This is a genomic window from Photobacterium malacitanum, from assembly GCF_900185615.1.
In the GTDB taxonomy this organism is placed as follows: Bacteria; Pseudomonadota; Gammaproteobacteria; order Enterobacterales; family Vibrionaceae; genus Photobacterium; species Photobacterium malacitanum.
Map to the genome: position 1 here is coordinate 971033 of NZ_FYAK01000001.1, position 14792 is coordinate 985824.

18 protein-coding genes are annotated in these 14792 nt (G+C 41.4%); 4 read left to right on the forward strand and 14 right to left on the reverse strand.

Annotated elements, in window-relative coordinates; all coding sequences use genetic code 11:
• The first annotated feature begins 4 nt into the window (after positions 1-4).
• Together PMAL9190_RS04320 and PMAL9190_RS04325 are read left to right on the forward strand one after the other, a co-directional pair.
• Entirely contained in the window at positions 5-1231 is a 1227-nt protein-coding gene (locus PMAL9190_RS04320; protein WP_087844066.1) for an outer membrane protein transport protein, read from the forward strand.
• A gap of 358 nt (positions 1232-1589) precedes the next feature.
• Positions 1590-2870 (forward strand): outer membrane protein transport protein, encoded by a 1281-nt coding sequence (locus PMAL9190_RS04325; RefSeq protein ID WP_087844067.1) that lies wholly within the window; start codon positions 1590-1592, stop codon positions 2868-2870.
• 76 nt (positions 2871-2946) lie between these two features.
• On the opposite strand, the gene PMAL9190_RS04330 is transcribed toward PMAL9190_RS04325, so the two are convergent.
• The 10 genes from PMAL9190_RS04330 to ccmA form a co-directional block, all read right to left on the reverse strand.
• Positions 2947-3750, reverse strand: a complete 804-nt coding sequence (locus PMAL9190_RS04330) for an MlaA family lipoprotein (RefSeq protein WP_200813361.1) — start codon at positions 3748-3750, stop codon at positions 2947-2949.
• 72 nt (positions 3751-3822) lie between these two features.
• Positions 3823-5112, reverse strand: a complete 1290-nt coding sequence (gene ccmI, locus PMAL9190_RS04335) for a c-type cytochrome biogenesis protein CcmI (protein WP_087844068.1) — start codon at positions 5110-5112, stop codon at positions 3823-3825.
• A complete protein-coding gene (locus PMAL9190_RS04340; protein ID WP_087844069.1) occupies positions 5109-5621 on the reverse strand; it encodes a cytochrome c-type biogenesis protein in 513 nt (170 codons plus the stop codon). Before PMAL9190_RS04340 ends, ccmI begins: the two co-directional genes overlap by 4 nt.
• Positions 5621-6202: a DsbE family thiol:disulfide interchange protein gene (locus PMAL9190_RS04345; protein ID WP_060997052.1), complete on the reverse strand. Its 582-nt coding sequence runs from the start codon at positions 6200-6202 to the stop codon at positions 5621-5623. The genes PMAL9190_RS04340 and PMAL9190_RS04345 overlap by 1 nt, the downstream gene beginning before the upstream one ends.
• Positions 6195-8186: a heme lyase CcmF/NrfE family subunit gene (locus PMAL9190_RS04350; protein WP_087844070.1), complete on the reverse strand. Its 1992-nt coding sequence runs from the start codon at positions 8184-8186 to the stop codon at positions 6195-6197. The genes PMAL9190_RS04345 and PMAL9190_RS04350 overlap by 8 nt, the downstream gene beginning before the upstream one ends.
• Before the next feature lie 3 nt (positions 8187-8189).
• Positions 8190-8672, reverse strand: coding sequence for a cytochrome c maturation protein CcmE (gene ccmE, locus PMAL9190_RS04355; protein ID WP_087844071.1), 483 nt, complete (start codon positions 8670-8672; stop codon positions 8190-8192).
• A complete protein-coding gene (ccmD, locus tag PMAL9190_RS04360; RefSeq protein WP_087844218.1) occupies positions 8669-8875 on the reverse strand; it encodes a heme exporter protein CcmD in 207 nt (68 codons plus the stop codon). The genes ccmE and ccmD overlap by 4 nt, the downstream gene beginning before the upstream one ends.
• Positions 8876-8882: 7 nt before the next feature.
• A complete protein-coding gene (locus tag PMAL9190_RS04365) occupies positions 8883-9614 on the reverse strand; it encodes a heme ABC transporter permease (RefSeq protein WP_065166440.1) in 732 nt (243 codons plus the stop codon).
• A 116-nt stretch (positions 9615-9730) separates the two neighbouring features.
• The gene (ccmB, locus tag PMAL9190_RS04370; RefSeq protein ID WP_087844072.1) at positions 9731-10399 is read right to left on the reverse strand and encodes a heme exporter protein CcmB; all 669 of its coding nucleotides are present in this window, start codon (positions 10397-10399) and stop codon (positions 9731-9733) included.
• Positions 10392-11054: a cytochrome c biogenesis heme-transporting ATPase CcmA gene (ccmA, locus tag PMAL9190_RS04375; RefSeq protein ID WP_065166442.1), complete on the reverse strand. Its 663-nt coding sequence runs from the start codon at positions 11052-11054 to the stop codon at positions 10392-10394. Before ccmA ends, ccmB begins: the two co-directional genes overlap by 8 nt.
• A gap of 114 nt (positions 11055-11168) precedes the next feature.
• Here ccmA and PMAL9190_RS04380 point away from each other — a divergent pair, with 114 nt between their 5' ends.
• Both PMAL9190_RS04380 and PMAL9190_RS04385 read left to right on the forward strand, forming a co-directional pair.
• Positions 11169-12023 (forward strand): hypothetical protein, encoded by an 855-nt coding sequence (locus tag PMAL9190_RS04380; protein WP_087844073.1) that lies wholly within the window; start codon positions 11169-11171, stop codon positions 12021-12023.
• A gap of 19 nt (positions 12024-12042) precedes the next feature.
• A complete protein-coding gene (locus tag PMAL9190_RS04385) occupies positions 12043-12351 on the forward strand; it encodes an EscU/YscU/HrcU family type III secretion system export apparatus switch protein (protein WP_087844074.1) in 309 nt (102 codons plus the stop codon).
• Positions 12352-12370: 19 nt separating this feature from the next.
• Here PMAL9190_RS04385 and PMAL9190_RS04390 read toward each other — a convergent pair whose 3' ends face one another.
• Genes PMAL9190_RS04390 through PMAL9190_RS04405 form a run of 4 tightly spaced genes read right to left on the reverse strand, consistent with a single transcriptional unit; the run spans position 12371 to position 14790 of the window.
• The gene (locus tag PMAL9190_RS04390; RefSeq protein WP_087844075.1) at positions 12371-12805 is read right to left on the reverse strand and encodes a DUF2802 domain-containing protein; all 435 of its coding nucleotides are present in this window, start codon (positions 12803-12805) and stop codon (positions 12371-12373) included.
• On the reverse strand, positions 12805-13299 hold the full coding sequence (locus PMAL9190_RS04395; RefSeq protein WP_087844076.1) for a chemotaxis protein CheW: 495 nt from the start codon (positions 13297-13299) through the stop codon (positions 12805-12807). Before PMAL9190_RS04395 ends, PMAL9190_RS04390 begins: the two co-directional genes overlap by 1 nt.
• A gap of 20 nt (positions 13300-13319) precedes the next feature.
• A complete protein-coding gene (locus tag PMAL9190_RS20515; protein WP_087844077.1) occupies positions 13320-14021 on the reverse strand; it encodes a chemotaxis protein CheW in 702 nt (233 codons plus the stop codon).
• Positions 14014-14790 carry a ParA family protein gene (locus PMAL9190_RS04405; protein ID WP_087844078.1) on the reverse strand — a complete coding sequence of 259 codons (777 nt, stop codon included), beginning with the start codon at positions 14788-14790 and terminating at the stop codon, positions 14014-14016. The genes PMAL9190_RS20515 and PMAL9190_RS04405 overlap by 8 nt, the downstream gene beginning before the upstream one ends.
• Between the last annotated feature and the right edge of the window lie 2 nt (positions 14791-14792).

Genomic DNA, 14792 nt, shown 5'->3' on the forward strand with positions numbered 1-14792 from the left:
ATAAATGAATAAGAAGCAGATATTCACGCGTTCAGTTATTACTGTTGCTATCGCTGTTGCATCGTCACAAACAATGGCGGCAGGCTTTCAGCTAAATGCTCAATCAGCTACCGGATTAGGTCGCGCATTCTCAGGTGATGGTGTTATTGCAGATAACGCCTCAACCATGGCTAAAAACCCAGCGTCAATGGCACTGTTTGATGCCCCAGCATTATCGTTAGGTGTAATTGCGATCAATACTGATGTGCATGTTAAAAACACTGAAACTGCAATGACTATTGGTAACCACACATTGCCATCAACGGCGATTGCTGACGCATCTATTGGTGGCACTAGCTATGCACCAAACATCTACTATATTCAACCAATTAACGATAAATTTTCTGTAGGTGCTTCGCTGTATTCAAACTTTGGTACTAAAACTGAGTTTAAAGAAGGTTATAAAGCCGATCTTTTCGGTGGTTTAACTGACGTTAAAAGCGTGAATTTAGGCTTAAGTGCTGCTTACCGTATCAACCAACATTTTAGCGTTGGTGGTGGTTTAGACATTATTCATGGTAGCGGTAAACTACAACGTGGTAATGCACAAGCACTGAATATCGATGCTGATGGGATTGCATTAGGTTACAACCTTGGCGCTATTTATGAATACAATCAAAATAACCGTTTTGGTTTATCTTACCGTTATAGCCCAACACTAAAAGCAAAAGGCGATATTGATTATAAGGGCGATAACCTAAGTAATGAAAAACTCATTATGCCATTACCTGATATGGTTGAGTTTTCTGGCTTTAACAAGCTTAACGATAAATTTGCAGTGCATTACAGTGTGCAATGGATCCGTTGGAGTGAGTTTGATAACTTAGCCACAACGGGTGACTCTTTTACTAAGGCTTACCAATGGCAAGATAGCTGGCACTATTCTGTTGGTGGTACTTATTACCTCAACAACGATTGGACCTTACGTGCGGGTTACATGCATGACACCAGTGCTCAAGGTAAGCTAACATCAATTTCAGTACCTGATTCTGATCGTAACTGGTTATCAGGCGGCTTTAGCTACCACCTTGACAGCAAATCAACTATTGATTTCGGTCTAACCTACTTAATCGGTGAAGATGTTAAGGTAAATGAAACTCAGCCATTACTACCTGGCGTGAGTACATCAGTTGCTGCAACCACTCGTGCTAATGCTTGGTTATATGGTCTACAGTACAGCCGTTCATTCTAATTTGAGCGTACACTGATTACTGATTATAAAAAAGAAGCCGCTGTGGCTTCTTTTTTTATATCGAAAAAACATCAATCAATATATTTTTACATGCTAATACCCTAAAAATTCGCATAAAAAATAGCAATCAGTCATAGTGATAACAGATTTATTTACTTTCTTTTTCGTACATGTGTACGCTCAAATTTAAATATCCATCACTTATCGTACAAACAACACCCGATAAAAAACCACAATATTAAACAATTAAAGCATAAAGTACTTAATGACTCGCTTTTATAAGATAATTTTTAACGCACTTTATTGCTGCGGGTATCATTTAGCTTATTATTTCGATCAACAATAAGTTTTTTATACCATGCATAAAAATAAAATCACTCTAGCCTTAGCTATTACCGCCACTGTCGGTATCAGCAGCCAAGCTTCTGCCGCAGGTTTTCAATTAGCTGAATATTCAGCAACAGGTCTAGGTCGTGCTTTTGCGGGTGAAGCAGCAATGGCTGATAATGCTAGCGCCCAATTCCGTAACCCTGCGATGCTAACGTATTTAGAAGGCATTCAAGTTTCTGCTGGTGCAATTTATGTTGATCCTAATATTGATATTGAGGGTTCACACTCAATTCTTGGTAAAACTAGCTCAAGTGACTTTGCTAACAGTGCGGTTATTCCTAATTTTTATTTCTCTCGTCCATTAACCGATAAAGCCACCATAGGTTTAGCCGTTGGTACTCACTTTGGCATGCGTACCGATCTCGGTACTGATTTCAAAGCATCGATGTTTGGTAATCAAGCGGATGTACATACCGTTGAAATCAACCCTAACCTTGGTTACAAAATTAACGATCAATTCAGCGTCGGTGCCGGTGTACGTTATGTGATGGCAAGTGGTCATTTTGGTGCAGCAAGCCCAATTACTATACCGAATATGCTCAATAAAGGTCAGCATCTAAAATACATGGAAGGTGAAGATAATGCTTGGGGCTGGCAAGCTGGTGCAGCATGGCAAATAGATGCCAATAACCGCATCGGTATTAGTTACCAATCGGCGGTTAAACTTAACCTTGAAGGCCACGCTAATGGTCTTGGTTTTGATTTAAAATCATTAGCTCAACACAAACTACCTAAAACACAATATGCAGGCTCATTACCAATTGAGTTACCCGCATCAGCTGAAATCGCAAGCTTCCACCAATTAAATGATCAGTGGGCTGTGCACGCCAGTGTTAACTGGACTGATTGGAGTGCGTTTGAAAAACTCGAGGCTAATATTCCACAACTTGGTGGTTCTGTAGATATCAAACCTGAAAATTGGAAGGATAACTACCGCTTTGCTATCGGTACCACTTATCAAGCGACCAATAAGCTAGTTTTACGTTCTGGTATTGCCTATGACACTTCAGCGGTTGATGAAGCTAACCGTACGCAAACCATTCCTGAAACTGATCGTACGTGGTTAAGTGTTGGTGCAGGCTACGCATGGTCTGAGAACCTAACTTTAGATGCTGGTTTTACTTATATTTTTGCTAAAAAAGCCCACATGCTGGAGCAAGAAAAAGGCATGCCAGTATTAGGTAAGTTTGACGGTCAAACCTCGGGCCACATTTGGCTAGCGGGTGTTCAGGCAAGTTACCGTTTCTAATCTGATCCGCTAGTAGCCACACAAAAAGACCGCCTATTATGGCGGTCTTTTTATAGCGCATAGTTAATCAATAAAATTAATCACTATCAATTTCATCTAAATAACTATCATCAAATGTATCACCTGTCGTTTGCTCACTCACTTTACCGTCACTAGCGGTGAAGTTCTTATACTGAATATACGCATCACGAGTAAATAGATAAGGATCGGGTGAGTTGTTAAGCATCGACTCTTGCTTCACTAAGGCGGCACGATCTTCCATACCTTCAAAGACCCACTTACCTAAACCTTCCCAGAAATTAAGTAAATTCAATGGGAAATACAAACCATCAACCGAATCTGTAAAACCACGGAACGTAATTGGTCCATATACAGGCAGCATTAAATATGGCCCATTACCGACACCGTAATAACCTAGTGTATCGCCAAAATCACGATCTTGAACTTTAGTAATATCAGCTGCTGATGCAATATCGATAAGACCCGCTAAACCAAAAATAGTATTAATCCAAAAGCGGTTAAAATGAGTTAGCGCATCTTTGCCATGCAGTGTTAACAGGCTATTCACCATCCCTGCTGGCTCATCAAGATTTGATAAGAAGTTAGTAATACCAGTACGTGCAAATGAAGGCGTATAGTTCACATAAGCAAGTGATACTGGACGCGCAACATACGGATCTACATAATTAAAATTAAAGTTCCACATCGCACGGTTAAACCCTTCAAACGGGTCATACACTGCCGTTGTAGACGCATTATCACCGTCAATATGATCAGTTACATTGGTTGAAACTGTTTGGTCAGTGGTTTTATCGGGTGACTGTGCACAGCCAACCATACCAAGGCTGAAAAAAATTATCAGTAATAGCTTTTTATTCAAAACATACACCTAATAAAAAACAGGCTGAACGTTGATATTCAGCCTGCTTTATTCATTTTAGCAATTAATTAGTTAATATTGCTTATTAATGACAAACGCTGTTTCTCCACCCAAAGGAGTTTTGCTACTTTGACCGTACCAATCACCTTGTTTGGTCATCACGTTACCATCGCTATCCACACGCGCTCGAATGATCATCTCTGATAATGATGATAGCTGACGCTGTGGAATCATGCTGTCTTTATCTGTTAACGTAATCGTTAATGGAAACTTAGTCGACAACGGTAATTTTACCGCTGCAATTGGCATTGGCGAACCATCTGCATCATGCACCGAAATAATAATATTACCTTGCTTTGGCAACACAACGTCTTTACCTAGCGCTATAGTAGCAGTTACTTGCTTATCTGTATCGGCATTTTGCGTTTCAGATTGTGTCGTTGTTTCATCAATTGCAGTTGGATCGGGTGCAACCTTTGAACTATCGCCATCTGCAATACGCATTTTCGCACGTTCAATACTGCGAGTCAGCATTGGCGTACGTGAATCATTAGGACCGATAAGAGTTTTCATCATTGTCCAATAATCAACGGCTTGCTGGTAGTTTTTCTGCTCAAACGCATCAAATGCTAATAATGATAATGCTTGAACGTTACTATGATCACTCTTGATTACTTGACGTAATAGCTGACGAGCAAGTTCACTTTGGCCAGGCTTACCACTTAGCATTAATGTTTGTGCATAACCTAAGCGAATATCAGTATCAACCGGGTTCAGATCATAAGCACGTTTCATTGCCATTTCAGCCGTGGCACCATCGCGGTTAGCAATAGCAATACGGCCTAACAGTAACCATCCCATTGGATCATCACCATCTTTGTGCAATTTCGTTCTTAATGCCAAAGTAAGATCTGACATATCTTGGTCTGATAGCGGTTCATTAGACGCATTATCGCCCATTAAACGTTGGGTTAGCTCTGGTAAGCGATTCACAGCTTGATGCCATGCTTCAACTTTAGCACTGCTACCAACGGCGCCATAAACACCGTAACAAATACCAACAATCAAGATCAGGCCAGGTACAACCATTGCTGGGCTAACATATGCTGCTTGTTTCTTTTCAGTAACAGGCAAGTCATCCAGTAATGTTTGTTGTAAATCGGTCACCATTTCTTGTTGGTTATCGACTAAACCTTCTTGCGATTCTTCTTCAAGTTCATGAATACGATCTTTAAAGAAGGCTTTATTGAGCTCATCTCGGCTAGCTTCATCGTCATACTCTTTACCGAAATACATCGGAATCACAAAGATAGCGATAGCAATTAAAACCAAAACAGCGGTTAAAATCCAAAACAGGGTCATTTAGTTACCTTTGTGTTATTGGTTGTTTCAGTATCTTGCTGCGCCATTTCAGCTAACAACCCCTGCAAACGTTCCGATTCAGCATCATCAAGTGGCTGATCTTTAGTTAGCTCACTTTTTTTGCGTGAACGATAAACCAAGACTGCAAAACCAATCACAATAAACCCAATTGGGCCCGCCCACAAAATAATGGTTGATGCTGTCACTGCCGGATCATAAGTTACGAAATTACCGTAACGTGCAATCATATAATCAATGACTTGCTGATTAGTTTTGCCTTCTTTTAACAGCTCATACGTTTTCATGCGCATATCTTCTGCTAACGTCGCATTAGAATCGGCGATGCTGTTATTTTGACATTTAGGACAACGTAAAGTCTCTGTAAGTTCTTGAAACTGTTTTTCTTGTGCTGGATTTTTAAAATCGTACACATCAATGGCCGCTAATGCAGGCGCCACCATCGAAAACGTCAGTCCAAGTGCAAATATTAAAGCAAAAAAACGTTTCATTATGCTTTAACCTCCGCTTTGGTATTGTTTGCTTTCGCTTCCGCTAGCATTTTTTCATACAAAGGCTTAAGGGTTTTGTTCCAGTTTTCTGGATTAACATCACCCACATGGCGATAACGAATAATGCCGTTAGCGTCAATTAAGAATGTTTCTGGTGCGCCATAAACGCCAAGATCCATCCCTAACATGCCATTGCCATCAAACAAGGAGATCATATAAGGATTACCCAGCTCTTTAAGCCATCGAATCGCTTTAGGTCGCTGATCTTTATAATTTAGACCAATGATCTTCACGCCTTGATCTGCAAGCGTATTAAGATATTGGTGTTCAGCTTGACAGGTTGGACACCACGTTGCCCATACATTCAGCAACAGTGGTTGACCTTTAAAAATCGTTTGCTGGTATTCCTTACCTGGCTCAAACAAATCTTCTAACTTAAATGCTGGCACAGGTTTACCCACCAATACTGATTCAAGTTTTGTCGGATCGTCACCCGCTGCGTTACGAGTTAGTTGGACCATAAACATCACAACTAACCCTAAAAACAGCACTAAAGGAATAAATAATAGCTTCTTATTCATTAGTTAGCTTCGCCTCTGATTTTTTGTCATTCGCGGCAATATTAGCAGGCTTACGGAACCGATAACGCTTATCACTGATAGAGAAAGCACCACCAAGTGCCATTAAGAACGCACCCATCCACATCCAATTAACAAATGGTTTGTAGTAAATACGTACCGCCCACGCGCCGTTATTACCTAAACGCTCACCCATTGCAACATAAAGATCACGCGTAAAGCCGCTATCAATTGCCGCCTCAGTCATCATTGAACCAGCAACAGTATAGAAACGCTTTTCAGCATGCAGAGTAGTAATATCGATACCACGACGACTAATTTCAAAGTCAGCGACGTAGCCATCATAGTTCGGACCATCTGCATCGCGTAAACCAGCAAAGTGGAAGTCATAACCTTTAACGTTCACTGATTGCCCTGGTGATAAACGTAAATCACGTTCAATACCGTAGTTCGATACTAATGTCATACCAATAATTGCTACAGCTAAACCTAGATGACCTAGCATCATTGCCCAATGGCTACGCCCTAACTTACCTAAACCTTCAAGGAAGGGATGACGATGCGTTGCACGACGGTAGATTTCAACAAGGTGAAGCACAATGATCCACACTGCCATCATTACACCAACAACGGCTAATGGCTCAACAACGCTTGCTGTTAAGTAAATTGCCAAGAATGAGAATGGCACTGTAAATAGCGCACTCCATAACATTGGTTTTGCAATTGAAGCAAAATTATCACGCTTCCAACGTACTAGTGGACCCACACCCATTAAGAATGAGAATGGCACCATTAACCACGTAAACAGAGTATTAAAGAACGGTTCGCCAATCGATACCGAGCCCAAGCCTAATTGTTTATGCACTAACGGTAATAGCGTACCAATCAGTACCACTAACAATGCAGCCACTAATAGCAAGTTGTTTGCTAGCAAAAAGTTCTCACGCGAGAACAACGCGTAGTTACCGCGAGAACGAATTTGACCACCACGTAGTGCATACAGCAGTAATGAACCACCAATAACTACCACTAAGAAGCCAAGAATAAACATACCGCGCGATGGATCTGATGCAAATGCGTGCACAGAAACCAATACACCAGAACGTACTAAGAACGTACCTAATAAACTTAATGAGAATGCAGAAATTGCCAGTAATACAGTCCACGCTTTAAAAGTACCGCGTTTTTCAGTCACTGACAGTGAGTGCATTAATGCCGTACCCGCAAGCCATGGCATTAGTGATGCGTTTTCAACTGGATCCCAGAACCACCAGCCGCCCCAGCCAAGTTCGTAGTAAGCCCACCATGAGCCTAGTGCGATACCTAAGGTTAGAAATGACCATGCTGCAATTGTCCAAGGACGCGACCAACGTGCCCAAGCCGTATCCAAACGACCAGTCATTAATGATGCAATAGCAAATGAGAATGCAACCGAGAAACCAACATAACCCATGTACAACATTGGTGGATGCACAATCAAACCCGGATCTTGCAATAATGGGTTTAGATCACGGCCTTGTACCGGAAAATCTGGCAATGTGCGTAAAAATGGATTGGACGTAACGATAATAAACAGTAAGAAACCCACTGCTACCATGCCCATCACAGAAAGTACACGCGCCACAGCTTCTAGAGGCATACCACGGCTAAATCGAGCAACAGCTGCTGCCCAACCAGCTTGAATAAGTACCCATAGCATCAATGAACCTTCATGGCCGCCCCATACTGCAGTTAAACGGTAATACCATGGCAGTAAACTGGTTGAGTTACTGGCAACATACGCTACCGTAAAATCATTGCTATAGAACGACCAGCTCAAAATACCAAACGACAATGCAAGCATGCCGAATACTCCGTAAGACAGCGGACGTGCCATACGCATCATTGCTTGGTTACCAACAGTGGCACCATACAATGGGTAAATACTGGCCAGCACCGATAGCGCAAGTGCGGCTATAAGTGCGAATTGGCCTAATTCAGGGATCATTGATCACTTACCTTGTAGTTGTTCTTCAGTGTACTGAAGTCGTTTATGGTTTATCTTCATTGCATCTGCCACTTCTGGCGGCATATATTTTTCATCATGCTTTGCAAGCACTTCACTAGCTTTAACTGTCGTCGGATTAATTAATACACCCTGTGCCACAATACCTTGTCCTTCACGGAATAGATCCGGCAAAATACCATCGTAAATAACAGTAACTGATGGACCAACATCTGCCACTTTAAAGCTAATTCGTAACGATTTAGGATCACGCTTAACCGATCCTTTTACCACCATGCCACCAATACGTAACCGTTGACCGACTTCAGGCTTAGCACCACTATCGGCTTTACCATTAATTAACTCTGAAGGCGTATAAAACAGGTTCATATTTTGGTTTAACGCATACAGTATTAAACCAACCGTTGCACCGAGTCCAAGCACTAACGCCAATACAATTACTAAACGTTTTTGACGTCTTGGGGTCATAGTGTGTTCTCCAATGTTTTTGCTTCTTTAATGCGTTGTTCACGCGCCATTTTATTTTTAATTTCTCGTAACAAACGGCGTTTCGTTGCTAAGCTTGAAAATAAAATCCATAACATCGATAGAAAAGAAATAGCATAGGCACTCCAAACGTAACCTGCATACCCACCCATCGCAAAAAAATCTTTTATAGAATCAAAATACATAACCATCTCACTTCACCAACTTCTGCACCCAAGGGCGGTGACTCTCGCGTGATAGAATTTCATTACGTAACCGCACCAAAGTAACAGCAGCAAAGAAACAACCAAAACCAAGTAGCATCACTAACAGCGGCCATAACATATCGCTAGACATCGATGGCTTGCCAAATTTAGAAATTGTTGCACCTTGGTGAAGGGTATTCCACCATTCCACTGAGTAGTGGATGATAGGAATATTAATCACGCCAACGATTGACAAAATACCGGCTGCTTTAGCCGCTGTTTTGTGATCATCAAACGCGTTATACAAAGCAATCACACCAAGATATAAGAATAATAGAATCAACTCAGAGGTTAAGCGAGCATCCCAAACCCACCAAGCGCCCCACATAGGTTTACCCCAAATAGCTCCTGTAATAAGGGCAATAAAGGTAAATACTGCGCCGATAGGTGCCATCGCAGCCGCTGCCATATCTGACATACGAATCTGCCACACAAGGCCAATAAAAGAAGAAATAGCCATAGTCACATAAATACTCATCGACCAGATTGCTGATGGCACATGAATATAAATGATTCTAAAGCTATCGCCTTGTTGGTAATCAGCAGGAACAAATAATAGTCCCCATACAGATCCCACTAAAATGGATATCAATCCGATAATAGAAAACCAAGGCAACAACTTACCGCATAATCGATAGGTGTTTTCTGCTTTAGCGTAGGGATGTAACCACTTCCACATAATGCTCTCAACTTATAATAGATAGTAAATACGTCACTGAGAGTAACGTTGTTACTCTCACTTTCTTTACCACTTCGCCATTTAACAAGGTAAGCGTTAAAGAAAAAATTCATCGGCTAATTAACACTGATCCTTAGTGATGCAGCCACAGCAAACGGTGCCAGAGTCAATGACCCAACTAGCATTGCTCCTAAAATGGCTAATTGACCATCATAGGCCATGCCTAAACTTGCCGCCTCAATGGCGGAGGTCGCGAATATAAGCACAGGAATGTACAAAGGCAGTATGAGCAAGCTCAATAAAACGCCACCTTTTCGTAATCCAACCGTTAATGCCATACCAATGGCACCTAAAAAACTTAATGTTGGTGTGCCAATCAGCAAGGTTAATAACACCGCGATCCATGTATGCCAATTCAACGACAATAAAATAGCCAATAGTGGACTAATTAAAATCAATGGCAATCCAGTGAGTAACCAATGCGCAACCATTTTAGCAAATGCCGCTACCGACAATGGCACTGGCATCAGCAACATCTGCTCCAGTGAACCATCAAGGTAATCATCACGGAACAAACGCTCCATCGATAATAACGCCGCTAATAGCGCCGCCACCCAAATAATACCCGGAGCAATACGAGCTAATAAATTAGGCTCAGGTCCGATCCCTAATGGGAACAGCGTGATCACGATAATAAAAAACCATAGCGGATTAAAAATATCCGCTTGGCGACGATAAGCGATTAATAACTCACGCCGAATAATTTGAACAAGGGTGTTAAGCATGGTTAGTATGCCCTAACTTAATTTTTCGTAACCGATCACTATCAACAAACATATCTTGGTGAGTGGTCAGTAATACCATTCCTCCACGCTCAGCATGTGCCAAAAATAGCGCTTCAAGCACCTTTACACCTTGCTTATCAATCGCTGTTAATGGCTCATCTAGCACCCACAATTTGTGATTACTTAACCATAAACGAGCCAAAGCAACTCGACGTTGCTGACCTGCTGATAGCTGTCCTGCGCTAATATCTTCACGTCCAGCTAAACCAACATGGGCTAATGCTTGCCACAATGCATCATCACCGGTTACTTTGGGTGTTCCTTTGAGATCGGAGCCTTGTTGACAGGTATGCATTGCCTGAAAAAAAGCCAAGTTCTCAAAGGCCGTAAGCTCGCGCTTTACGCCTGTTTGATGACCTAAAAATAACAGTGATTGGTGATAATCTTCACGTGCTGTCGTGATATTTTCATTACACCACAGCACCTCACCACTATCTGGATGGCCTAAGCCCGCTATAATTCTTAATAAGGTCGTTTTACCCGCGCCGTTTGGCCCTTCAATTTGAACTAATTCACCGCTTGAAATCGTGAAATTTAATTCATCAAATAAGACGCGCTCATCACGAACGCAGCTCAAATTTGCTACTGACAACATAAAATGCTATATCCTAGGTGCCACAAAATAGCCGCATAGTACCACAATGGCTAACAAATTGGCTAAACTGCTCAGCTTCTTAGTCGTTAACTAACGTAAGTAATTGTGAAATAAATGCAAACTAAACTATTGCCAAATTCATCACCATTTATAGAAAAACTTTCGACAATTGAAACAATTACTACAATACCGAAGGCTTCTAATTTACTCTCATCACCAATCACTGCTAACAATCAATCAAATTTGATCTCTCAGCTGCCGCAATTATTATTATCTATGAATAGCTTGCAACGATTAGTTACAAATTTATTGCTGCCGTTAAACTTAGGTACAGCTAAATCACCACAATCGATGCCATCATCACTGCAACAATTGTTTAGCCAATTATTATTACCCAATAACCAAGCTGAATTAATTCACTGGCTGCAACACAATACTGGCCACCAAACATTAGCAACGTTATTACTACAATTATCGCAACCATCAAGCCCACTCAAGCAATGGCTAAGCCAATTAAGTCCTGAGCAACAACAAGAGTTTACCGCTTTACTTCGCCTTGCAAGTGAACAACGCGGCCCTGAAAACCAGCGTTCTCCTGATAGTCACCAACTGCACTTACAATGGGTGCAAGACAATGGTCAAACCATTGAGCTACAAATTAATCATCATCATAAAAATAAAAAAAATACTATTAAGAATAACAATAACCGCTGGACGGTCAAATTGAGTTTACCTATTGGTGCAATAGACACAGTGAATGTTATTGCTTGTTGGCACCAACAACAATTAAGCACTCGCTTTGAATGCGTGAATCAACAATTATTACTACGTATTGAACGGCTAACACCCTATTTAATTTCACGCTTACAGCAATTAGGCATTAATAGTACGCCCCCCCAGTATAAACGGCTTACAGAGCAACCACAGCCCACGCTATCAGCAACATCTGGGCTATCAATCACTGTCTAATTACACGGGTAAAATAACCATGACAATAAAGCCGACTTCTCCCCAGCAAGCAATTGCTCTGCGTTATGATGGCGATAAAAGCCCTTATATTGCAGCAAAAGGTTATGACCAGTTAGCGCAACATATTATTGAACAAGTAAAGCAGCAAGGTGGATTAATCCATCAAGATCCAGTGCTGGCACAGTACCTAAATAGCTTTGAATTAGGCGATCATATTCCTGAAGAGTTATATCAAATTATAGCTGAGTTAATTGCCTTTTCATGGTTCCTAAACGGCAAAACCCCTCCGGGATGGGAAGGGTTTGAAAATATCGATATCACCACATAGTAACGGGTGTTTAAAGCCATTAACGTCGATAATGCTGTGGCATACTTCTTTGTAAACTCAGCAGTAATTCAGCTTCAGCTTTAGGTAAGTCACATTCTTTCATTAATTCGTCAACATCAGCACCAAGTTCAGCCATTTTACTGGCACGGCTGTATAAGCGCCCACCGGAATCATTCATCGCCACTTCATTTTGACGTACTTCAACTCGGTCAATTTGCTCGATCAAATCAACTAATTTATCACTCATACCAATGCTGCCAGTGCGTAATTCGTGAAATTGTTTGGTTAAGCTTTCATTTTGCAACCGCGCATTTTTTAATACTGTTTCAATAGCTGTAAATTTGACTTCTAGCGCCAGCCGCGCTTGACGCTCTCGACGCATTAGCACTACTGCAGTTAGCGCAATCAGCGCAGAAATAATCACCGGTAACCATTGTTGAAGTATGATATCCATTACAAATACGCGACCTCATCCCACTCGTCTTCCGACAGCAATTTATTTAAATCAACCAAAATTAATAGCTGTCCATCACGATTACTTACCCCTTGAATAAACTTGGCGCTTTCTTCTGTACCAACACAAGGCGTACTGTCAATTTCAGAACTACGTAAATACACCACTTCAGCAACACTATCGACTAAAATACCAATCACTTGGGTTTCAGTTTCAATAATTACAATACGAGTACTGTCTGAGATTTGACCATGTTGTAAGCCAAAACGGGCACGAGTATCAATAACGGTAACAACATTACCACGTAAATTAATAATACCAATCACGTAATCAGGCGCGCCCGGTACCGGTGCGATATCGGAATAACGTAATACTTCACGCACTTGCATGACATTGATACCATAGGTTTCATTTTCTAATTGAAATGTAACCCACTGTAGTACTTGATCATTAACGCCATCTTTCTGAATTTCCGTTATATTTACTTGGGACATATTATTTCCTCTTTAATGCCTCAACTCGCGCCACTATTAACATCTAAGCCTTTATTCAACATTTGAATTAATGCATCAACATGGATCAGTGCACACATTTTTTGTTTGACCATTCCCGCTAACCACGGGCGCTTACCTGCTTGCTGACGCCAACGAATATCTGTCGTCAATAATGTTTGCGTACCATGTAAAATATCGCACGCTAACCCCCACTGACTATTACCTAACATCACCATGTAATGATAATTTGCACGATAATTATCATGGGTTAACTTATCAGCCATCACCCAACGTGCTGTATCTACAACATCGACATTATATTGAGTTAATGGCGCTAAACCTAAATACCAATGTGGACGACCAACAATCTGGTTTAATTCTCCCAATCGATGAATCGAACCTAACTCCGTTAATGCCACCGCAAACATCATGCCATTGACTTCAAAAAACAATGCTTGAAATGGCTGCTGCTGACCATGATGGTGCCAGGTAGCATATTCTGGTTCTGGTTCTGGTTCTGGTTCTGGTTCTGCATCAGTGACAACAACCACTTGCGGCTCGGTTGCAACCGTTAATGGTACTTGGTCTAATAACTGTTGTAATTGTTGTGACGATGACGGCTCACAAAACGTTGCTGGCTTCTTAACCGGCTCGGCATCTAACAGTAAGTCACCAAAATAATCATCCAATGCTTGTTCACTGGTTAAGCGGTTATTATTCATTATGTGCAAGCCTTGTTAAATGACTAAGTAACGTTTTGTAAGCAAATACTCCGCGACAATTATGGGCATACAATGATGGCGGCATATGTTTAATGCTGGCATCTCTAAATTTAGTATCAATTGGAATCGCTGAGGCCCACACTTGATCAGGATAACGGGTTTTGAGATCTTGCAGGGTTTGCAATGATGCTCGCGTACGCTTGTCATACATGGTCGGCACTATCGTGACATCAAAACCACCCGGTTTAGAGCGCTGCATAATCTGCAGGGTACGTAGCATGCGCTCGAGGCCTTTCATGGCTAAAAACTCAGTTTGTACTGGAATCAAAATCCGATCACTGGCTGCCAACGCGTTGACCATCATCACCCCAAGAATCGGTGGGCAATCAATTAAGACATAGTCATAGTCTGCGGCAACAGCGGTTAATGCTTTTTTTAACACTAATCCCATACCACTGCGGTTACCCATAGAGCGATCTAAAGTCGCTAATGACATATGGGCAGGAATAATATCAATATGGCTAAATGTGGTGCTTAAAATTAATTCTCTTACGCCATCATAATCAATCTGAGGCAATTGAAATAAATCAAATAAACTGGCGGGTACATAATCAGCATCAAAATTTAAATAGGTTGTTAATGATCCATGGGGATCGGTATCAACCACTAATACTCGCTGGTTTTGTTCACTTAGTAACCCTGCTAATGCTATGGTAGTGGTCGTTTTCCCTACTCCACCTTTTTGGTTTGCAATACTCCAAACAACCACCT